General features: G+C 68.1%; 14 protein-coding genes. 9 read left to right on the top strand and 5 right to left on the bottom strand.

Going from position 1 to position 21,880, the window contains the following annotated elements; all coding sequences use genetic code 11:
* Positions 1-25 precede the first annotated feature (25 nt).
* Positions 26-3,019, top strand: a complete 2,994-nt coding sequence (locus tag G6O54_RS10130) for a DUF4132 domain-containing protein (protein WP_165224179.1) — start codon at positions 26-28, stop codon at positions 3,017-3,019.
* 62 nt (positions 3,020-3,081) lie between these two features.
* Positions 3,082-6,069 carry a DUF4132 domain-containing protein gene (locus G6O54_RS10125; protein ID WP_165224176.1) on the top strand — a complete coding sequence of 996 codons (2,988 nt, stop codon included), beginning with the start codon at positions 3,082-3,084 and terminating at the stop codon, positions 6,067-6,069.
* Between the two features lie 99 nt (positions 6,070-6,168).
* Here the strand turns inward: G6O54_RS10125 and G6O54_RS10120 are convergent, their stop codons facing one another.
* From G6O54_RS10120 to G6O54_RS10105, 4 genes are read right to left on the bottom strand one after another with little or no spacing between them, the layout of a single operon-like run.
* Positions 6,169-8,259 (bottom strand): SWIM zinc finger family protein, encoded by a 2,091-nt coding sequence (locus G6O54_RS10120; RefSeq protein ID WP_165224173.1) that lies wholly within the window; start codon positions 8,257-8,259, stop codon positions 6,169-6,171.
* The gene (locus G6O54_RS10115; protein WP_205678729.1) at positions 8,235-9,437 is read right to left on the bottom strand and encodes a VWA domain-containing protein; all 1,203 of its coding nucleotides are present in this window, start codon (positions 9,435-9,437) and stop codon (positions 8,235-8,237) included. Before G6O54_RS10115 ends, G6O54_RS10120 begins: the two co-directional genes overlap by 25 nt.
* Positions 9,430-11,835: a DUF5682 family protein gene (locus tag G6O54_RS10110; protein ID WP_165224170.1), complete on the bottom strand. Its 2,406-nt coding sequence runs from the start codon at positions 11,833-11,835 to the stop codon at positions 9,430-9,432. Before G6O54_RS10110 ends, G6O54_RS10115 begins: the two co-directional genes overlap by 8 nt.
* The gene (locus G6O54_RS10105; protein WP_165224167.1) at positions 11,796-12,929 is read right to left on the bottom strand and encodes an ATP-binding protein; all 1,134 of its coding nucleotides are present in this window, start codon (positions 12,927-12,929) and stop codon (positions 11,796-11,798) included. The genes G6O54_RS10110 and G6O54_RS10105 overlap by 40 nt, the downstream gene beginning before the upstream one ends.
* 611 nt (positions 12,930-13,540) lie before the next feature.
* Between G6O54_RS10105 and gcvT the strand changes: the two genes are divergently transcribed.
* The 5 genes from gcvT to G6O54_RS10080 all read left to right on the top strand — a co-directional run bounded on the left by gcvT (position 13,541) and on the right by G6O54_RS10080 (position 19,493).
* A complete protein-coding gene (gcvT, locus tag G6O54_RS10100; protein WP_165224165.1) occupies positions 13,541-14,647 on the top strand; it encodes a glycine cleavage system aminomethyltransferase GcvT in 1,107 nt (368 codons plus the stop codon).
* An 82-nt stretch (positions 14,648-14,729) separates the two neighbouring features.
* Positions 14,730-15,116: a glycine cleavage system protein GcvH gene (gene gcvH / locus G6O54_RS10095; RefSeq protein ID WP_165224162.1), complete on the top strand. Its 387-nt coding sequence runs from the start codon at positions 14,730-14,732 to the stop codon at positions 15,114-15,116.
* Between the two features lie 72 nt (positions 15,117-15,188).
* Positions 15,189-16,541: an aminomethyl-transferring glycine dehydrogenase subunit GcvPA gene (gcvPA, locus tag G6O54_RS10090; protein ID WP_165224159.1), complete on the top strand. Its 1,353-nt coding sequence runs from the start codon at positions 15,189-15,191 to the stop codon at positions 16,539-16,541.
* A 62-nt stretch (positions 16,542-16,603) separates the two neighbouring features.
* The gene (gene gcvPB / locus G6O54_RS10085; protein ID WP_165224156.1) at positions 16,604-18,073 is read left to right on the top strand and encodes an aminomethyl-transferring glycine dehydrogenase subunit GcvPB; all 1,470 of its coding nucleotides are present in this window, start codon (positions 16,604-16,606) and stop codon (positions 18,071-18,073) included.
* 106 nt (positions 18,074-18,179) lie between these two features.
* On the top strand, positions 18,180-19,493 hold the full coding sequence (locus tag G6O54_RS10080; protein WP_165224153.1) for a type II secretion system F family protein: 1,314 nt from the start codon (positions 18,180-18,182) through the stop codon (positions 19,491-19,493).
* A 12-nt stretch (positions 19,494-19,505) separates the two neighbouring features.
* Here the strand turns inward: G6O54_RS10080 and G6O54_RS10075 are convergent, their stop codons facing one another.
* Positions 19,506-19,790, bottom strand: a complete 285-nt coding sequence (locus G6O54_RS10075) for a hypothetical protein (RefSeq protein WP_165224150.1) — start codon at positions 19,788-19,790, stop codon at positions 19,506-19,508.
* A gap of 588 nt (positions 19,791-20,378) precedes the next feature.
* On the opposite strand from G6O54_RS10075, the gene G6O54_RS10070 reads away from it, so the two are divergent.
* Positions 20,379-21,185 carry an Npun_F0296 family exosortase-dependent surface protein gene (locus G6O54_RS10070; protein WP_165224147.1) on the top strand — a complete coding sequence of 269 codons (807 nt, stop codon included), beginning with the start codon at positions 20,379-20,381 and terminating at the stop codon, positions 21,183-21,185.
* A 370-nt stretch (positions 21,186-21,555) separates the two neighbouring features.
* Positions 21,556-21,867 carry a hypothetical protein gene (locus G6O54_RS10065; protein ID WP_165224145.1) on the top strand — a complete coding sequence of 104 codons (312 nt, stop codon included), beginning with the start codon at positions 21,556-21,558 and terminating at the stop codon, positions 21,865-21,867.
* Positions 21,868-21,880: the final 13 nt, after the last annotated feature.

The raw sequence follows: 21,880 nt of genomic DNA, 5'->3' as shown, positions 1-21,880 counted from the left end.
GGATTCAACGAGTGGAAACCTCATCATGAAGAGCTTCCGGGAACGGGCCATGGAGGGCTTGCTCCGATACCATCGGAATGACAGGGAGCTCGAAAACGCGCTCCGATACGTGGAGACGGGCGATACGGCCATCCTCAAGGCCTTCTCTCCCGCGACGCACCGGCACAATTCCTGGAGGGGGAGCTTCGGCGACACAATCCATCCGGCGCGCGAGTTCGACGATGAGGACCGCCGCGCCGTCGAGCTGCTGCTTCATCTGAAGCAACTGACCCTGCTCGCCACCTGGCTGGGCAGGAGCCTGCGCGACGAGAAGGCGGACGAGGACTTCCACGGGCTGATTCGGTCTGCCGCCGAGTCCACCGGCGTCCCCGCGAGCCTCATCGATACGATGACGGCGTCGTTCATCCCCTCTCTGATTCGCGGCGTCACGCCCAATTCCGCGGGTCGCTACGTCCTGGGGATGGATGAGGCTCGCCTGACGCGGGCCGTCAAGTCCGCCCCCTCGTCGAGCGACTTTCACGAGGCGTTCACGGGGCTGCTCGAGCTGCTCTTCGCGTCCGCGCCGGAACGAGTGGACGCCGTCGCGCCGCTCGTCCTCGCGAGCGGGGGCGTCCAGCCCGTCCTCGCCGAGATCCTGCTCCGGAAGGGCAAGCAACGTTTCGAGGTCCTCGTCGCCGGGCTCTGGCGCGAGAAGAAGAAGCTCGGCGAGAGCTTCGATCTCTCGGTTCGGCTCGTCGCGCACAATCCGGCGGCCTTCCGGGCCGAGGCACTGGAGCGCACCCGGACGTGCCTGCTCAACGGGTCCGACCGACACCGACAGGACGACGTCTGCCTCTGGCTGATCCGGACCTACGGCAAGGATTCGCTCGATGACCTCATCCGCTATTTCCGAAGGGAGGAGCTCAGCCCCTACTGGGTCGGCCCGGTCGCGGATTCGCTCCAGGCGGCGCTCGGTCGTGAAGGCTTGCCGGCATTCCAGGCCCTGGCGGGCCAGTCCAATCCCGGCCTCCGACTCATCGCGGCGAAGCATCTCATCAAGGCGCGCACCCCGGAGGTCGATGCGTTCATCCGGGAGACCCTTTCGAAGGGCCTGAAAGACTCGCTCAACCAGACGGCCGATTCCCACGTCGACCTGCGAGCGGCGTGGATCCACCTGATCGCCGGTTGGGGTCCGGCAACCTTCGAGGACGAACTCTTCGCACTTGCCGACGACAGGACGAAATCCGTTCGCGAGGGCGTGGCGCGAGCCATCGGGAAGATCGGCGAGTCGGCCATGCCCCGGATCCTGCCGTTCCTCTCCGACAAGAAGAAGGACCGCCGGCTCTGGGCGACGGTGGCGCTCACGACGCTGGGCACCGCGGCCGCCGCCGAGGTGCTCGAGGCTCGCCTGGATGCCGAGACGGACGACGATGTCCGGGACGCCATGCTCGAGGTCCTGGACGCCGCCCGGACGGCCCGGGGGCAGGTGGTGACTCGCTCCGAGATCGAGGATCGCGCCGCGCGGTCCGAGAAGAAGCTCAAGACCTCGCCCGCCCCCTGGCTGGACCTGGCCGCTCTCCCGCCGCTGGCATGGTCCGACGGGACGCCGCTGGGCGACCAGCTCACTCGCTACCTCCTCTATCGCCAGTCCCGCCAGAAGGAGATCGTCCCGGACATCGAGGCCCGGCACCTCTATCCGCTGATCGAACGGAAGTCGGGTCGAGAGTTCGCCGTTCAGCTCCTCCGCGGATACCTCGGCACGAAGCTCGCCCCGGCGGAGCGATGGATCTTTGCCGTGGCGGCCATGCTCGGCGACGACCGGATTGTTCCGCCGCTCAACCGCCTGGTCCAGGATTGCGCCGAGTCGTCGCGCGGCAAGATGGCCGAGTATGCCGTGCAGGCCCTCGCCCTGCTGGGGACCGACGCATCGCTCACGACCGTCGACTCGCTGGCCCTGCGATACCGCAACAAGCAGAAGAACATCGGCGCCGCGGCCTCGGCGGCCTTCGCCGAGGCCGCGGCCCGCCGGGGCGTCTCGGTGGACGAGCTGGGCGATCGCGTCGTCCCCTGGCTCGGTTTCGAGCCGGGCAAGCCGCGGATGGTCGAAGCGTCCGGCAAGAGTTATGAGGTGATGATCAGCCCCGAATGGAAGCTGACCTACCGGGACGTGGAGAAGAACAAGAAGGTTTCCGCCCTGCCGAAGAGTGCCCCCAAGGAGGTCCTCGCCGAGCTGAAGTCCGAGGCCGCCCTGCTCAAGGACGCGGTCAAGGGCCAGAAGGCCCGGCTCGAGAACCTGCTCGTGGTGCAGCATCGCTGGCCGGTCGACCGCTGGAGGGAGCTCTTCCTCGAGCATCCGGTTCTGCTCCCCTTCGCCATGCGTCTCGTCTGGGGCAGCTACAACGCCGTGGGGGAGCTCATCGCCACGTTCCAGGCGCTCGAGGATCGCAGCCTGACCACGGCCGAGGACGACGTGTATGAGCTGACCGGCGACGACAACGCCACGGTTGGCATGGTCCACCCGCTCGAGCTCGACGCCGAGACCCTGGCCGCCTGGCGGACGCACCTGGCCGATTACGAGATCGCCCCACCGTTCCCCCAGCTCGACCGCCCGGTGATCGCGGTGAAGGAGGAAGACAGGACGACGAGGATCTCGAGGGCCCTCCACGGGACCAGTCTCAACGCGATGACCTTTCGGGGCCGGGCGGAAAAGCTCGGCTGGGTCCGCGGCTCGGTCAATGACGGCGGCTCGGTGGATGCCTTCCTCAAGTCGTTCCCCGCCGCGAAGGTGGACGCTTTCCTCGGAGTGGAGGGGATGAACGTTGTCAGCGGCGTCGAGGACTCAATCCGGCTGGAGGATTTCTCCTTCGTCGGGAGTGGCAGCGTCGTGGTCAGGAGTTATACCTACGATCGACCGAGCGACGTCACCGACTCGCGGCTGATCCCGTTCGAAGACGTTCCGCCGATCGTCTTCTCGGAGGTCATGGCGGATCTCTCCAGGATCACAGGCAAGAGCGGGACCGAAGAGGGGGAGAACAGCTAGGAGAGCCCCGGGATCCGGCGCGACGCCGCGGTTGTTCGTGAATCCTCCCTCGAGCCATCACCATGAAGAGCTTTCGCGAGCGAGCCCTGTCGGGGCAGCTCAAATACTCTGCAAAGAACCGAGACATCGAGACAGCCTTCCGATTCGTCGAGACCGGCGACGCCAACTCGCTTGGGGCAATCATCGGCGATAACGGTCTGACTCTCTGGCTGTATCACTTTGTCGAGGCGATCGACGTTCCAAGGCGGCTCGGCGCCGAGGATCGGCGAGCGGTCGAATTGCTTCTGCGTCTGAACGCGTTCCCTCTTGCCGGGAGCTGGCTGAACCGGGTCCTGCTCGAGGAGCGGCCCGACGAGGACTTTCACACCCTGGTCCGGGAGATCGCGGAGTCAATCGGCATTTCCTCCGACGTCATCGACGTGATGACCGTGGCGAACGTCCCGCACCTGCTCCGCGGCACCGAGCCGAACTCGGCCGGTCGCTATGTCCTGGATCTGGATGAGGCGCGGCTGACGTCCGCCCTCGAGTCGGCGTTCACGGCCCGAGGTTCCTACGTCCACCTTGTCGGCCTTTTCCGTCTGCTCCTCGGCCACGGATCCGAGAGACTGGACGCGGTCGTGCCGCCCGTGAGGGACGCGGGTCGTCTCGATGCGACCCTTGCCGCCCTCCTGCTGGAGAAGGGGAACGGGCGGTTCGATGACCTCGTCGCCGAGGTCTGGCGAGCCCTGGACGATCCCCTCGAACAGCACAAGTTCTCCGCCCTGCTCGTGACCCACGATCCGGACCGACATCGGGCGGAAGCGCGGGATCGGGCTCGTCAGTACCTCCTCCTGCGAGGGAATCGACCAAATAGCGGTTTCATCTACATCTGGTTGATTGAAACGTTTGGCGCGGAGGTGCTGGACGATGTCGAGGAGTTCTTTCGGGATGAGTACGTGACCTCGCATTCGATCAGCATGGTCGCCGAGGCCCTGTTCACCGCGCTCGGTGAGGTCGCGGTGCCGGCCTTGCAGCTCCTCACGTCGCATGCCAGTCGGGTAGTCCGTCTTGCCGCGGCAACGTACCTGGTGAAGGCTCACACCGCCGGGCTCGACGAACTGCTCCGTGAGACTCTGGCGAACGGCCTCAAAGAAGCCATCGACGACTCGAACCCCTACAGCCATCACGACCGGAAGGACTGGATCCGCCTCATCGGCGACTGGAATCCGGCGCCCTTCGAAGCCCTGCTCTCCAGCCTCGCGGACCTCAAGGCGACGACCGTCCGGGATGCCTCGGCCCAGGCCGTCGCGAAAATCGGCGAGCCGGTCCTGCCGCGGATCCTGCCCCGACTCGACGACGGCAAGAAGGAGGTTCGCCTCTGGGCGACGGCGGTCCTGACGTCGATCGACACTCCGGCCGCCACCGCAGCCCTCGAGGCACGCCTCGATGAAGAGGACGACGACATCGTCCGGGACTCGATGCTCGAGGTCATCGACGCCGCTCGGACGGCCCGCGGCCACTTCGTCACGCGTGACGAGATCGAGGCGCGGGCCCTTCGCTCCGAGAAGAAGCTGAGGTCTCTCCCCGCGAAGTGGCTGGACCTTGCCGCGCTGCCGCCGCTCACGTGGAACGACGGGGCGCCGATCGGGGAGCGAATGACTCGCTATCTCTTCTATCGCCAGTCGAGGGCGAAGGCGACCCTGGCCGATGTCGAGGCCCGGCCGCTCTTCAAGATGCTCGATCGGCAGTCGGGCGCGGACTTCGCCCATGCCGTCATTCGCACCTATCTGTCCACGAAGCTCGCGGCGGCCGATCGCTGGGCTCTGGCCATCGCGGCGATACTGGGGGATGACCGCGTCGTCCCGTTCATCAACCGTTTGATCCAGGAGTGCGCGGAGTCGTCGCGGCTCCTGATGGCACAACTGGGTCTCGACGCGCTCGCGATGCTCGGGACGGATGCGGCCCTGGCGATCGTCGATTCCCTGGCCTTGAGGTATCGGACGAAAAACAAGCAGGTGGCCGCCGCCGCCGCGGAAGCCTTCATGGCGGCGGCGGCTCGGAAAGGCGTCTCGGTGGATGAGCTGGGAGACCGCGTCGTGCCCTGGCTCGGTTTCGAGCCGGGAAAGCCGCGAACCCTCGACATCGCCGGCAAGCTCTACCAGGTCCAGGTCGGCCTCGACGGGAAGCTCGGCTACCGCGACGTCGAGAAGAACCGAAAAATCGCCTCGCTCCCGAAGTCCACCCCGGGGGAGATCCTCGCGGGGCTGAAGGCCGAGGCGGTGATGTTGAAGGACGTGATCAAAGGTCAGCTCGCCCGCCTGGAGAACCTGCTCGTGGTCCAGCATCGCTGGCAGGTCGCACGCTGGCAGGAGCTGTTCCTGAACCATCCGGTCCTCATCCCCTTCGGCGTGCGACTGGTCTGGGGGGTCTACGACGCGGCCGGTCGCCTGGACGGCACATTCCAGGCTCTCGAGGACCGGAGCCTGACCACGGCCGGCGACCTGCCGTTCGAGCTCGCGGATGAGCCCGGCCGGAGCGTGGGGATGGTCCACCCGCTCGAGCTCGATCGGGAGACGCTCCACGCCTGGCGGACGCACATGGCCGATTTCGAGATCGCACCGCCGTTCCCCCAGCTCGACCGCCCGGTCGTCACGGTCCGAGACGATGACCTGGAGACAAGAGTGTCTCGCTCGCTGCAAGGTACGAGCCTGAATGCGATGACGTTTCGCGGCCGGGCCGAGCGACTGGGCTGGACGAGGGGAGCCGTCGGCGACGGCGGCTTCGTGGAGGACTATCGCAAGACATTCTCGCTCACTAGGCTCGTGGTTTTTCTCGGGATCCAGGGGCTCTACATGGGGATAAGCCGGGACGAATCGATCACGCTGGACGATTTCTGCTTCGTCCAGCGTGAGGGCGCTGATGTGCCAGCCTACGTGAGCGATCGTCCCAACGACGCTTCGGATCCTCGTCTCATTCCATTCCGCGCCGTGCCGCCCATCGTCTTCTCCGAGGTGATGGCCGACCTCGCGAAGATCGCAGGCAAGAGCGACGAACCCGCCCATGGCGACTGAGGATGGCCTCCTGCATCGGCCAGCTCTGCCGGACGACCGCGGGAGCAACCGCGGGAGCTCAAGACACGGGGGACCGGCAAGACCCGAGTGCTGCGGCACCTATGGGTGTATACCGAGTGAGTCCGCCGCCTGCTGAACGGATTCCTGAGACTGGCAGAGGCGGGCAACGTGATAGCAAGCCAGCAAGTCGTGGGCGAGAGGGGAGGAATTCGATAGCTCCCCCCGGCGCTGGGCTTCGAGCCCGTCGGCGACCTTCTCCATGACGATCGCCAGGACTCCCAGGCCAACGGCCTCGAGTTGCCTCGAAGCCCTGCGGACCTCGCCGACCTTCCCGAAGGCCGCCGGACCACCTTCCGCAATGGCGAGGAGATCGCCCGAGACCTGCTCGAGGAACCGGCCGAGGCTCGTCGCGGACTCCTCCACCTCGGGATCGTCCTCGGGATCGGGGTCGGTCTCGATCTGCTCCGGTCCGGCGGACACGGCCACCGCCGGCCGACGCGCGGGGGACACCTTGCGAGCCGAGTCGAGCGTCAGGTGAACGGGCCCCCTCGCCGTGTGAAGCGTGACCGGCAGGACGCAAAGCCGGTCCGCCTCCAGGATCAGGAGGCCCAGGATCGACGTCGTTCCGGAAGGATCGTGCGCCTCGAGCATCGTCGCCGCCTGGCCCGCGCCCGCCTCATGCCGGACGACCAGCGGCAGGCGGCGGCCCTCGGCGTCGAGGACGTTCCGAACCATCTGCTGGCGGAGATCGTCGAAGCTCGCCGGCTCCCACGCCGCAGGGGCGATCAGGACGATACTGTCCTGCTCCGAACGATCGGCGAGGCCGCCCCCGAAGAGGGTCGCCGCACGATCGGGCAGCTCGGACCAGCGAGCGATCCACGCGGGGACCTCGTCCGGAATCGACGGGCCGAGCGCCATGGCCTGCGTTGAGGGCCGGCCGGAAAGCCGACCCTGGCGATTGCGGTACGCACCCGTGAGTCGGATGACCCGCCTCGAAGCCTCGGCGGGGGAGGCGAGGCCGTACCAGGGTCCCTCCGCCCGGAAGCGGCCGGACGGATCGAAGCCCGGCGTCCCGATCGGACGCGAATCGGACCAGGTCGCCCAGCCTCGCGCGGACCGGTCCCAGAAGTAGACCGTGAGGCCCTCGAAGCCGCTCCGCGTCTGCCAGACTCGGGCGCCCAGGCCGATGAGATCGAGGTCGCCGACCGGCTCGTAGGTCGTCCGGTGCACGCCGACGAGCCGCGGCGAGGGCTTCTTCACCAGACCCAGGCGGAGCACCTCCACGCGGGCCGCCTGGCCAAGGACGCGGGCGGCATCGGCCTGGGCGTCGCGGTTGAGGTAAAGCTCGACCTCGGAAGAGAGCGCCTGGAGCAACCTCTGGAGCCGCGGCAGGTCCACGCCCTGGGCCGAGATGGCGAGCGTCCGGAGCCGTTCGGCGGTCCCCCGAGAGAGCCGCGAGAGCCCGGTCACGATCATCTGGGCCAGAGCGTCTCCGACCGAGGCGAGCACCTCCTCGCGCGACCGGGGCGCGTCGGTGGAGGCGGCGAGCGCAAGCTCCGCATGGACCTCCGCGGGCCGGCTCCCCCGCTCGATCTGGAAGGCCAGCACGGCCGCCACCCGATGTTCACAGGCCCCCGCCGCGTGGCACGAGCAGATCATGCCGTCCAGGCCGCCGGCCGTCATCCAGCGGCAGGAGACGTTCCGCGTCGGCAGCCTCGCCGTCAGGACGTCGCCGGGCTCCAGTTCCACCGGCAGTCCCTGCGCCAGCAACTTCCTCACCTTGTTGAAAAGCGGCCGGCCGGCCCATTTGATCAGGGCGTCGTCGTCGAGGGCGAGGACCTCGGCCGAGGCGGAGACCGTCATCGATTCGGGGGCTGGGGTCGCCTCGGTGCCCGCTTCACTCTCCTTGACGAAGATCAAAGCCGTCAGGATGTGTCGGCAGATGCCGCTGGCCGGGCACGAGCATCGCGACTGGACCGGAGGCAAGGCGAGCTCAGCCACGCCGTCGCCGACCTCGACCCGGAGTCGATCGGGCTTCTCTCCCGGGCCCAGCAACCTCGGCGTGACGGACTCCAGGTCCTTGCGAGCGCGCCGCACCAGTCCCCGGTTGGCGAGGGCGGCGAGGGCCTCGTCGTCGAAGGCCGCGAGCGCCAGGCGAAACGTCGCTACGAGAGGATCCGCGCCATCCATTCGGCGAGCCTCCTCGGCGTCAGCGCCGCCACCTCGGCCCCGGCGGCCACGCACCGCTCGGCCATGTCGCGGTCGTACACGGGATTGGCCTCGGCGTCGAGGGCCGCCAGGCCGAGGACCCGCGCCCCGGCCTCACGAAGTCGCTTCACGCTGGCCGGCAACAGGCCGGGGGCGTTCCCTTCGCAGAAGTCGGTCACCAGGACGACGATCGTCCGCGCCGGCGTCTGGACGAGGCCCTCGCAGTAGCCCATCGCGCCGGCGATGTCGGTCCCGCCGCCGAGCTGCACGCTCATCAGCACCTCGGTCGGGTCGTCCGCATGTTCCGACAGATCGACGACGGCCGTGTCGAACGCAACCAGGCTAACGCGGACGGCCGGCAAGCCCTTGAAGATCCCCGCCATGATCGCGGAGTGGATCACGCTGTCCATCATCGAGCCGCTGCAATCGACGGCCATGATGATGTGCCAGGGCAAGTGCCGCTCCACCCGCGATGAAAACAGGAGCGACTCGAGCACGATCCGGCGCTTCTCCCGGTCGTAATTCTTGAGGTTCGCCCGGATGGTCCGGTGCCAGTCCAGGTTGCGGGCGAGCTTGAGGGGGCTCCTCCGCTGGCGGTTCAGCTTGCCCCAGAGCACCGGGCGGACTTCCTGCGTGAGCTTCCGCTTGAGGTCCTCCACGACCTGGCTGACGAGCTTCCGCGCAGCCAGGAGGACGTCCGGCGCCATCAGGTTCCGGAACGACATCACCGCCTTCAGGAGCTCATAACTGGGCTCCATCTTCCGGAGCGATTCCGCATCCGTGACGAGCTCGGTCATGCCGTAACGCTCGAGCGCGTGCTTCTCCAGGATCTCGACCGTCTCGCGCGGGAAGAGCTCGCGGACGTCCTTCAGCCAGTCGGGGATGTTCAGGGCGCTCGGCTGGTCCCCCCCCGTCGGATTGAAGCCGCGGACGCCGCGGCGCCCGTACTCGCGGCCGTAGAGGTAATCGAGGGCCCGGTCCATCCGGCCGTAGTTGCCGCTCGGCCCGCCCGATCCGGGACGCTTCTGCGTCTCCCCGGAGGCCCCTTCCGCGGCCGCCCCTTCGTCCCCAAACCTGGAGCCAAGGCTTCGCTCCGAGAACTTGCCGAGCACCAGTCGCCACCGTTGCCGGGCCAGCCAATCGTCACCGGGCTCAGGCACCGAGCACCTCCTCCAGGCCGTCCTCGTGGAGGATCTTGAGGACGCCCCGGTTGATCGCGATGCCCTGGAGCAGATCGGCCTCGCCGAATCCCTCCAGGCCGGCAACGACCATCCGGCCGTCGGGATCACCGGTCGACTGCCCGATGCGTCGGGCGACCTGGTCGCACTCCCGCGGGGTCAGGTCGCTAAATGCCAGCCGCAGCTCCGGCAGCGCAGCGACGAAGCGATCCTCGTCCCAGGACCGGATGACCTCGTGGAGCTGATCGAGGACTTCCGGGACCAGCCAGAGGACGCTCCGGGCCGATCCGAGCAGGCCGCGGAGGAAGGCCGCGCCCTCATGCCCTTGCCCCTTGACGCTCTGGAGATGACCGTGGAGCGCGCGGACGAGGCCCTCGGCGTCGAGCTCTCCAGAGCCGAAGAGGAGCCCCGCCGCGGCCCCGTGGAGGACGCTCCGGCAGGCGGGGTCGTCCATGAGGACCTTCAAGGCACCGGTGCGGAGCGACCGGCGGGCCTCATCGTCTCCCAGCCCGAGCGCGGCCTGCGGCAGGGCGTTGAGGGCGTCGAGGACCTCCTTCTCCTCGGCCTCGCCCGTCCCGGCCAGCCCTGGGATGAGATAGCAGGCCCGCGCGTAGGCCGCGTCGACGAGCTCGGTCACGCCGGCCAGGTCGTGGGCCTCGAGCGGCTCGCGCGAGACGTGCAGGACGAGGACCTGCTCCATCGCCCGGACGAGCGAGACGAACTGTCCGTCCTCGCCCACCAGCCGGGCGGTCCGCGCCAGCAGGTCGGGTGCCTGGCGGTGCAGGCCCATCCGGCAGGCTTCGAGGAGGAGCGTCGCCGCACGGTCGGCGCGGCGGCCCTGGCCGTCCGCCTCCGCCTCCGTGAATTGCTCCATCAGCAGGGCCGCGGCGGCCTCCTCGAGCGTCGAGCCGTAGAGGGATCGCTCGATGAGCGAGGAATCGACGTCCGGAGTCCATCGATAAGTCCAGACCTCGCGGATCCGCTCGAGGTCCTTGCCGGCGACGTAGTCGGGGCCGGCGACCCACTGGGCGAACGGGACCTTGAGGAACCGAAGCCGATGGAAGAGCCGGCTCGCCTGGCGGGCGCGATCGCCCCGGTAGAGGTCCAGCGCGAGCTCGCGGGCCTCGATGCGGTCGAGCTCGATCTTCAGTCGCGCGGAGGTCCGGCGGAAGTCCTCGACGAGCGGCGGCACGCCCGCGTCGGGCGGGACCTCGCCCACGCGATCGCCTGCCAGGAGCTTCCGCAAGAGGGCCAGGATCGGCAGGCCGTCCAGGTCGTCGGCCCCCTTGATGAAGACGGAACGGATCCCGTCCGAGAGGTCCTCGCGCGACGGGCTCGCGTGGCCGCGGAGCATCGCCAGCCGCCGGACCTGCTCCAGCGCCGCGATCTCGTCGGCGATCGAGACCGGCTGCCGCCGCTTGCGGGCCTCGCGGGCGAGCTCGACGACCAGGCCCGTGGCCGGTCGCCGCTCCCATGACCGCTGATAGAACTCCGGCGAGGGCATGCCGCTGGCATAGCCGTTCAGTCGGTCGAGCTGCTCGAAGCCGTAACGCATGAGGGCGACGAGGGCATCCTTCTCGTCCACCTTCACGCGTGCGGGCTTCTCCGGCCTGGTCCCGGGCAGGGCCACCGTGTGGAAGCCGCCCGTGACGACCACCACCCGGCCCGGCTGCTCCGCGATGGCCGCCGCCATGGCCCGCTCGCGAGCCAGGGTACCGTCGGCCTCCAGCCGGTCCGCCGTCGCGTCCCTCCGCGCCAGGACGCAATAGGCCAGCACGCCCCGGAAGAACTCGGCCGTGTCCTTCGCCCCCGGATCGACCTCGTAGAGCTGATCCCAGAGGTCGTCGGGGTCACGGGCCCCGATCCGCCGGCCGGCCTCGCGAAGGACGTCGCTGTGCGAGAAGGTCCGCTCCTCCTGGAGGCTCACCGCGCGCCCCGTGCCGTCCCTCCGGCCGGCCTCCACCATCTCGGGATAGCTCAGATCGATGAACCGGGCCTCCATGCCAAGCTCGGCCGCGGCGCGGATGGCGGCCAGCTCCGGCGAGTAGTCGCAGAGGGGATAGTAGGCCGCGTACCGGACCGGCTGGGCCTTTACGATCGATGCCCCCGCCGCCGTCTCGGCGGCCTGTCGTCGCACGTACGTGGTGTAGATGGCGACCGGCATCTTCGTGCCCGGATGGGTCAGCAAGTGGATCCATTTCGTCGCGTCGCGCGGGCCCTCGATCAGGACGGCATCGGGACGGACCGTCCGGATCAGGCGATCGACGTGGATCGCACAGGCCGGGCTGTGGTGGCGGACCGGCGCGTAGACGACCCGCGCGGAGGGGTCGATCGCGGGGATCAGGGGAGGCTCTTGCGCGCCTCGAGCATCTCCGTCCAAGGCCCCCCCTCCTTCTGGCTCCTCGGCTTGACGACGACGTCGAAGTAGTGCTTGAGCTTCTTCAGGTCGTCGGGATTGTCCTTGAGGACCGCCCCGGCGAGATGCCGGACGACGTGCCGGGGCGAGAGGGCCCCGCCGTCGAAGTAGAACGCATCCAGCCCCGCCGCCATGGCGACCGAGACGGCCTCCGCCGTGGACATCACCGTGCTCGGCCGCTCGAGCTGGATCCCCTCGCGAGAGACCCCCTCGCGGAGCTCCTGGAAGACCGAGACGAGGAGCTCCACGACCTGGGGCGTGATCGTCACCGGCGCGGAGACTTCCTTCAGGAGTCGGTCGCACTCGCGGCCGACGAGCTCGATCTCCTGCTTCAGGTCGCGGATCGGGTGGACGGTCTCGAAGTTGAACCGTCGCTTGAGGGCGCTCGACATCTCGTTGACGCCGCGATCGCGGGTGTTGGCGGTGCCGATGACGTTGAATCCGGGCCTCGCGTGCAGGACCCGGTCCGGGCCGTCGAGCTCCGGCACGATCATCACCTTCTCCGACAGGATGGAGACCAGCGTGTCCTGGATCTCCGGCGGGCAGCGGGTGATCTCCTCGAACCGGACGAGCGTCCCCTCCTTCATCGCGACGTAGAGCGGCGACGGCACGAGCGCGCGGGGCGAGGGCCCCTCGGCCAGCAGCAGGGCATAGTTCCACGAGTACTTGATGTGATCCTCGGTCGTCCCGGCGGTCCCCTGGATCGCGTTGATCGACGAGCCCGAAATCGCCGCGGCGAGCAGCTCGGAAATCATCGACTTGGCGGTCCCCGGCTCCCCCACCAGCATCAACCCGCGATTGCTGCTCAGGCTGACGATCGCCCGCTCGATCATCGTATCGTCGCCGAAGAACTTGCGCCGGATCGACAGCGTTTCCGACCCGCAGAGGAACGCCCGCACGGCCCGCGGCGAGAGCTTCCAGCCCGGCGGTCGGGGGTCTCGATCGGCCTCTCCGAGCGCCTTCAATTCGGCCTCATAGACGAGCTCGGCCGGCGGCTTGAGCATCCCCCCGCCGGCCTTCGCATCGCCGGCCGGTCCCTCGCGCGGTTTCTTGGCCATGGTCAGGCAACCCCTCATCGCATGTTCAGGTTGCCGCCAGTCTGCCAGGCTCCGGCCCGGGAGGCAAGTCTAGTGAGGCGATTGAGCGGCGGGCTGAGGTCGGGGTATTGCTCGTACCTGCAAGTGCGACCGCTAGATTGTGCCGGATCGTGCACGGACGCGTTCCCGAAGGCATTGACCACCGATTCGCCCAAGGACCACGAGAGGGTCCTGATCGACATCATTTCCTTCATCCGCGATCATCAAGGGCAGCCGAAACCCCTTGCATCCGGCGGCGCCGCTCCGCCCGGGATCGGCCCGGGAGGGCGATCGGCCGCGGAAATGCCGGCATCCGTCAATGCGGCCGGAGGTTGACTCCCACGGATCGCGATCCGATCGTCGACGACCCGATCTGGTTCGAGGACGAGATCCTCCGCATCAGCAACGCCTTCGGGCAACATCCCGGGCCCATTTTCGATGGATGGGGGGAACCCGGACTCCGGGAACGGACGCGGAGTGATGCCCGTCCGCAACGCCTCAGTTTTCAAATCGGCACGCCGGAGAGTAGAATGGGCCCTCCACTCTCCGAACGAGCGCCGTTTCGCGACCCCGCCCGAGGTGTAGCCCGAACCATGACCGAAGCGTCCTCCCTGAAGACTCCTCTTTTCGACTGGCATCAATCGCACGGTGGAAGGATCGTCGAGTTCGGCGGGTGGCTCATGCCCGTCCAGTACTCGACCATCGTCGAGGAGCACCGGGCCGTCCGCGAGCGGGTGGGCCTGTTTGACATCAGCCACATGGGGCGGCTCACCTTCGACGGCCCCGGGGCCCTGGACTGGATCGAGCGGGTGACCACCAATCACGCCGCGAAGCTGGCCGTGAACCAGATCCAGTACAGCCTGATGCCCAACGAGAAGGGCGGCCTGATCGACGACCTCCTCGTCTATCGCCACCAGCACGGCTACCTGGTCGTCTGCAACGCCTCGAACCGGCCGAACGTCAACCGGCAGCTCGAGACGTATTGCCAGGGCTCCAACACGGTCTTCCACGACCGGACGCTGGATACCGCGATGATCGCCGTCCAGGGCCCCCACGCGGCGGCCGTGGTCCAGCCCCTCTTCGATCAGGATCTGGCCGGGGTCCGATACTATCACCTGGTCGCGGGGAGGCTCTTCGGAGAGCTCGACACGATCGTGAGCCGGACCGGCTACACCGGCGAGGATGGCTACGAGCTGATCGTCCCGTCGGACCAGGCCGTACGCGTCTGGGAGGCCCTGCTCGAGTCCGGAAAGGGCCACGGCATCCTCCCGTGCGGCCTCGGTGCGAGGGACACGCTCCGGTTCGAGGCGGCCATGCCGCTCTACGGCCACGAGCTCTCGGCCGAGATCAACCCGTACGCGGCGGGGGTGGGCTGGGCGGTGAAGCTGGAAAAGGGGGAGTTCGTCGGCCGGGAGCCGCTTCGGGCCTTCAAGAAGGACCCCGGCGCGGCCCGTGTGGGCCTTCAGCTCGAGAGCAAGCGGATCGCCCGCCAGGGTGCCGAGGTGCTCCAGGGGGGCGTCAAGGTCGGCGAGGTGACCTCCGGGACGTTTGCACCGACGCTTCAGGCGAGCCTGGCGATGGCCCTGGTGGAACCGGCCGCCGCCGAGGTCGGCACGTCCCTCCAGGTGGACGTCCGCGGCCACAAGGAGCCCGCCAAGGTGGTCCCGCTCCCCTTCTACCGCCGCCCCTCGGCCCACTGACGCGGATTGCCGCGACCGTCTCCCCGGACTATACCGAATAACGTTCTGACGCGTGGACTCTCGCAACCGAAGGACCTGTTCCATGGATCCGACGACGCTCCTTTACCTCCCCTCGCACGAATGGGTGCACCTGGACGGCAAGATCGCCACGATCGGGATCTCCAAGTTCGCGGTCGACCAGCTCACCGACCTGCTGATGATCGACCTCCCCGAGGTCGGCAAGACCCTCAAGGCCGGCAAGGGCTTCGGCGAGATCGAGAGCGTCAAGTCGGTCAGCGAGCTGTACGCACCGTTCTCCGGCAAGGTGACGGAGGTCAACCAGGCCGTCGCCGACGACCTGACGGTCCTGTCCGAGGATCCCTTCGGCAAGGGCTGGCTGATCAAGATGGAGATCGACGACCCCTCGGCCACCTCCGACCTCCTGGACCACGCCGCCTACGAGAAGAAGGTCGCCGAAGAGGAGCATTGACGACCATCCTCCGTGGCTTCGGATTTCACCCTCGAGAAGGACCCGCGGCGCGACGGCCGCGACTGAGACGACATGGCCTACATTGCGAACACGCCGGATGACATCCGAACCATGCTGGCGACGATCGGGCTCGACTCGCTCGATCAGCTCTTCGACATCGTCCCGGCCGACCTTCGACTGAAGCGGCCCCTCGCCGTCCCCCCCGCGCTCACGGAGCTCGAGCTGACGACGCACGTCGCCGGCCTGCTGGGACGCAACGAGGGGGCCAATCGACGCGTCTGCTTCCTGGGCGGGGGTGCCTACGACCACTTCATCCCCGCCGTGGTGGACAACCTCGCCTCCCGGGGCGAGTTCTACACGGCGTACACCCCCTACCAGGCCGAGGCCAGCCAGGGGACCCTGCAGGCGACGTTCGAGTACCAGACGCTGATCACCCAGCTCACCGGGATGGACGTCTCGAACGCGAGCCTCTACGACGGCGGCTCCGCCGTGGCCGAGGCCATCCTCATGGCCATCACCAGCACTAGGCGGTTCGGCCGGGTGATCGTGCCCGAGACGGTCCACCCCGAGCATCGCCAGATCGCCTCGACGATGCTCGCCCACCTGGAGCCGGAGGTCGTCACGATCCCCGCTCCCAGGGGCATCGTCGACCCGAATTCGCTGGCGGACGCCCTGACCGACGACACGGCGGCCGTCGTCCTCCAGCATCCCAACTTCTTCGGCCAGTTGGAGGACATGGAGGCCCTGGCCGCCGCGGCCCACGCCCGGGGCGCGGTCGTGATCGCGAGCGTCGATCCCCTCAGCCTCGGGCTCCTCAAGCGGCCGGCGGACTACGGCGCGGATATCGTGGTGGCGGAGGGTCAATCGCTGGGCAATCCGCTCAGCTTCGGCGGCCCATATCTGGGGATCATGGCCTGCCGCGAGGCCTACATCCGCAAGCTGCCCGGCCGGATCGTGGGCCAGACGACCGATCGCAACGGCAAGCGGTGCTGGGTCCTGACGCTCCAGACCCGCGAGCAGCACATCCGCCGCGAGAAGGCGACGTCGAACATCTGCACCAACCAGGGCCTGCTCGCCCTCAGGTCCAGCATCTACCTGGCCGCGATGGGCCCCGGCGGGCTCCGCCAGGCCGCGGAGCTCTCCGCCCGCAAGGCCCATTACGCGGCCGAGAAATTGTCCGCCGTCCCCGGGCTGAGTTTGGCGTACGCGGGCCCGTTCCTCAAGGAGTTCGTCCTCAGGTCGAGGAAGGATCCGGCGATCGTCCTCGCCGCGGTCGGCAAGGGCGGCTATCACGGCGGGATCGCGCTGGGCCGCTGGTATCCGTCGCTCGCCGATTGCATCCTGGTCGCGGTCACGGAAAAACGGACCCGCGAGGAGATCGACGGCCTGTCCGCCGCCTACGAGGACGCCCTCAAGTCCGCCTGAGCCACGCCACGCCTCTCGACCCAATCCAACCGCCCGGATCCCCCGGAGACCTCGCAGCGACGATGTACAAGCTCGACCCGCCCCCTCTGCTCTTCGAGTCCAGCCGACCGGGCCGCGCGACGGCCGTCCTGCCCGAATCGGACGTCCCCGAGAAGCCGCTCGACTCGCTGATCCCGCCGGCCCTCCGCGCCGCGACCGCGCCGCCGCTGCCGGAGCTGAGCGAGCTCGACGTGGTCCGGCACTACACCAACCTCTCGTCGTCGAACATGTCGATCGACTCGAATTTCTACCCGCTCGGCTCCTGTACCATGAAGTACAACCCGAAGCGGAACGAGCGGCTGGCGTCGCTGCCGGGCCTGGGCGCCCAGCATCCCTACCAGGACGACGGCACGCTCCAGGGGCTGCTGGCGATCCTGTTCGAGCTGCAGGACTGCCTGGCGGAGATCGCCGGGCTGCACGCGGTCAGCCTCCAGCCGGCGGCCGGCGCGCAGGGCGAGCTCACCGCGCTGCTGGTCGCGGCGGCCTACTTCCGCGACCGGGGAGAGACCCGGACCAAGGTCCTGATCCCGGACAGTGCCCACGGGACCAATCCGGCCTCCGCCCACCTGGCCGGCTTCGAAACGATCACCATCAAGAGCAATGCCTCCGGCCTGGTGGACCTGGCCGACCTGGACCGACACCTCGGCGACGACACGGCCGTGTTCATGATCACGAATCCGAACACGGTCGGGCTGTTCGACCCCCAGATCGGCGAGATCGCGAAGCGAATTCACGAGCGGGGTGCTCTGCTCTACCTCGACGGCGCCAACATGAACGCCATCCTCGGCGTGGTCCGGCCGGGCGACATGGGGGTGGACCTGATGCACTACAACCCCCACAAGACCTTCTCCGGCCCGCACGGCGGCGGCGGCCCCGGCGCCGGGCCGATCGCGGTCCGCGAGCACCTGGCCCCCTACCTGCCCGCTCCGGTCGTCGGCCGCCGCGAGGACGGCACGTATTACCTCGACCACGACCGGCCGAAGTCGATCGGCCGGGTCCGGGCCTTCTTCGGCAACACCGGCGTCCTCTTCCGGGCCTACTGCTACATCCGCTCCCAGGGTCCGGAGGGCCTGCTCCGGGTGGCCCAGCACGCGGTCCTCAACGCCAATTACATCCTCGCGCTGGTGAAGCACGTCTACCCGGTGCCCTTCGGCGGCCGCTGCATGCACGAGTTCGTGGCCTCCGCCCGGACGCTCGCCAAGGAGCGAGGCATCCGCGCCATGGACATCGGCAAGCGGCTCATCGACTACAACTTCCATGCCCCCACGGTCTATTTCCCCCTCATCGTCCCCGAGGCCCTCATGGTCGAGCCCACGGAGACGGAGAGTCGAGAGACCCTGGAAGAGTTCGCCCGGGTCCTGCTGAAGATCGCCCACGAGGATCCGCAGTTGCTCCACGACGCCCCGGTCACGACGCCGGTCAGCCGCCTCGACGAGGTGAAGGCGGCCAAGAGCCCGGTCCTGAAGTGGACGCCCGAAGCGTCGAGTGCCTGAGCGGAGGCATCGGACATTTGTCTGCGCCCCCTTGACCTCGGCGCCTCCGGCCCGGACGATGAACTCCGGGCCACGAGGAATGTCCGCGCAGCCGGAGGTTGAGCCGATGAGTCGACTGCCTGATGATCCGGAGCCTCGACCCCGACCGAAGCGGCCCGCCGGCGGTTCCTCTCGGCCCCCGGGATCGGAGGGCGGCTCGACATTCCGGCCGAATCCGGCCTATTCGTCCGGCGAAGGTTCGGAGTCTCCGTCATCGCCGGCCCGTCCCAGGAAGACGCTAAAGGCGTCCTCGTCCACGGGCCTCGAGTTCAAGGAGGCCCTTGCTCCCGAGGCGAGGTGGTGGGAGCGGATCTTCTTCGGCAAGGTCAGCTCCGGGCAGCTCGCCCAGTTCTGCCGCCAGTTCGCGGCCTACCTCAACGCCGGCGTGGACTACGACCGCGCGCTGAGCAGCCTCTCGAAGCAGTTCGGCATGTCGGCGCTCGGGCCGGTCCTGGGGCGGATGCGTCAGGCGATCAAGGCCGGCTCGACGCTCGAGGAGTCCATGGCCCGCGAGCCGGGTGCATTCAACGCGATGTTCCTGAGCATGATCCGGGTGGCCGAGGCGCGGGGCGGCGTGCCGGAGACGCTCCGGATGATGGGCGACTACTACGAGTCCCGGCAGCGGATGATTCGCCAGGCCCGCACGGCGATGATCTATCCGGTGATCGTGCTCACCATGTCCGTGTGCGTCGGCCTGCTGATCGCCATCTTCCTGCTGCCCCTGTTCGCGGACCTGCTCAAGGACATCGGCCGTCGCGGCGGCGGGGGCCTGCCGCTGCCGAGCCGGGTCCTGATGGCCTTCAGCGACTTCATGAGGCAGTCCTACGGCCTGGTGACGGTCGCCCTGGTCCTGATCGGCGGGCCCTTCCTCCTGATCCGCTTCTACAGGACGGCCGGTGGCAAGGCCATGATCGACCCGCTCTTGATGTGGGTCCCGGTCCTGGGGCCGCTCCTCACCAAGCTCGACATCAGCCGGTTCGCGCGGACGCTCTCCTCGCTGCTCGACGCCGGTGTAGGGATGCGGGAGTCGATGGACATGACCGCCGGGGTGATGTCGCTGGTCCCGATGAGGAAGGCCGTTGAGGACGCCAAGGACCCCGTGCTCCACGGCCAGGAGCTGAGCGTCGCCCTCAGGCCATCCGGCCGCTTCCCCCACGACGTGATCGCCGTCCTCGAGTCGGGCGAGGAGACGGGCCAGACGCCCGAGGTCCTGAAGGTCCTGGCCAAGGATTACGACGAACAGGTGGAGGTGATGGTCAAGAGCCTGGGGCACCTGGTCCAGCCCCTCGTCACCCTCATGGTCGGGGCCCTCGTTCTGTTCATCATCCTGGCCGTCTTCCTGCCGTACCTCCAGATGATCACCGGGCTGAGCGGCGGTTGAATCCGGGCGAGGTCACGCCACGGGCGCCTGCTCGATCATCCCGCGGATGAGGTCGCGTGCCTGCGCCGCGATGTTCGGATCGGGCGACGAGGCCGAGACGACCACCCACGTCCCGCGGGGCTGGGGGACGCAGACCACGGTCACCGTGGCCGCATCGTTCCCCCCGATCACCACGAAGTCGACCCCGTCGGCCCCCTTGACGATGATCAGGCCCTGCGAGCTCATCGCCTGCTGGGCCGCGGCAAGGCAACCGCCGGGGGATGCCGGCTTCACGAAGGTCCCGTATTGCACGAACATTGGATCCTCCGCGATCCCCAGGGTTACGCTGGGGTGTTGGAAAGTTGGTCCTTACGACGGGCGAGGCCTATCCCGGATCTGTTGCGCGGGATCGAGGCTTCCTTGAACATCCGGAGCCTGCCCGGGGCTCGGCAGGAGCCTCGCCCCCCCGAAGGGAGGCGTCCCCGGCCCGGGAGGGCGAGGCTCCTGCCGAGCCCGGCGCGAGCTGCAGACCGCGCCCGGGCCGTGTTCCCAGCCGCATCACGGGCCTCGGAAGGCGCAACAGAAGCGGTCGAGTCTCGACCCCGCCTCCGGGCCGCCAGGATCCACTTTCCAACATCCCAGGGTTACGCATCCCTTGAACAGGCCTCGGCAACGGGACGTGGATTGTCGGAGCCGGGGGCAAGATCAAGGTTACTCGTGAGTCCTCGTGCTCACAAGATTCCCGGGGAATTCACGGAGAAAACGCGGCTGCGCGTGGAATTGCAGGATTCTGCGTGACGGATCCGCCTGCGACGCAGGATTCAGGAGGGGACATCGTCGCCGCCATGGGCTGAATTGCATCGGCCCGGCCGAAGTCCACACCTCGAGTCCGGAGTCATCGCGCCAATGAGGTTCCATCGATTCGGACACGCCGTGCAGGCCGTGCTGCTGTCCTGGGCCGGCACGACCATGACGGCCAGGGCGAACCTCGTCGTCTCCGTGGAAGCGCCCCACGTACAGACGACGTCCGTTGCGGGTGCGGTCACGGAGACCTTCGACGGATTTCCTGCCGGCGGCTATCAATCTCTCGACACCTCCGTGGGGAAGATCAGCACCACGCCGACGGGCAACTTCGCCGCCATCGAGGCCAGTCCCGTGGGAGGTGCCGGAGGGACCGGGAACTTCTTCGTCCTTGGCTACCAGAGCGGATCCGCCGAGCCGGTCACGCTCACGTTCGCTCAACCACAGGCGTACTTCGGGTTCTGGTGGTCGGCCGCGGACGGCTCCAACGAAATCGCCTTCTACTCCCAGGGACAATTGCTGGGGAGTTTCCGATCCTCCTTCGTCCTCGACGCCATCAAGGCGATGCCGGATGGTCAGGACTACTTCGACAATCCGAACGCCAACCTGGCGGGGGACATCTGGGAGCCGTTCGTCTACGTCAACGTCTTCGCGACAGCCGGGACCTCGATCACGTCCGTGGTGCTGTCCAACTCCAACACGACGCTCTCGGGGTTCGAAACCGACAACTGGAGCATCTCCGCAACCGCGCCCGATACACTCCCCGGCCGCATCATCGCGGACGCGATCGCCGTTCCCGAGCCGTCCTCGATCACACTCGGAGCCGTGTCCTTCGCCCTGGCCGTGCTGGGCCGATGCGGCGCCCGACGGCGAGGCACCTCGCTCTTTCGTTGCCGTCATGGACGCGAATGAGCCCCGCGTGAAGCCGCCTCCCCTGGTATCCGCTGCTCCTCGACGACCGGCCAGGGCGGGCCCCTGCCCGGTCGCATCAAGTTCCTTTCACCCGACACATCGATCCCCCGAACCTTTACCGGCTCGAGAAACCGGTTGACACCCCGATCGCCGCCTGTAGGATGGAGTTGAAGATAACCCACCGCGCGTCGTCCCTGTCGAGACGCCAAGGTCCCTGGTTGGCGCCGAGCTGTCGGCCCTCCCCATCACGACGCCGCGCCCGTGCCGCCAGCATGTTCCCCCTCACGCGCACTCATCATGGTGTCCTGCCATCGCTTGCCGGCTCTTGCGGCATGCCCGGGCGCCCGTGCGTATTCGGGGAGGCCCGGCGATGATCGGCATCCGGGAACTGCTCGTGATCGGGATGATGGTCCTGGTGCTCTACGGGCGATCGGGCGTCCTGAAAGGGGAACGCGCCCAGGCCGTGCTGCCGTGGCTCTCTCCGGTTCGTCGGACCTCGGCCCGGCGGGGACAGGAGCCCGTGTCAACTCCCCGGACCCGGAAGCAGATCGCCCTGGCCTTCCTGACTCGCGGGAATCGACTCTACTGGTTTTTCACGATCCTGGCGGCGACGGCGGTCGCGGCCTGGATCGTCACGCGGACACTCGTCGCCAGCGGGACCGGCCCGCGGCTCTCGCCCTGAACCCGAACGACTC

Source organism: Aquisphaera insulae (genome assembly GCF_011064615.1).
Lineage (GTDB): Bacteria > Planctomycetota > Planctomycetia > Isosphaerales > Isosphaeraceae > Aquisphaera > Aquisphaera insulae.
This window is presented reverse-complemented; position numbering and strand designations above follow the sequence as displayed.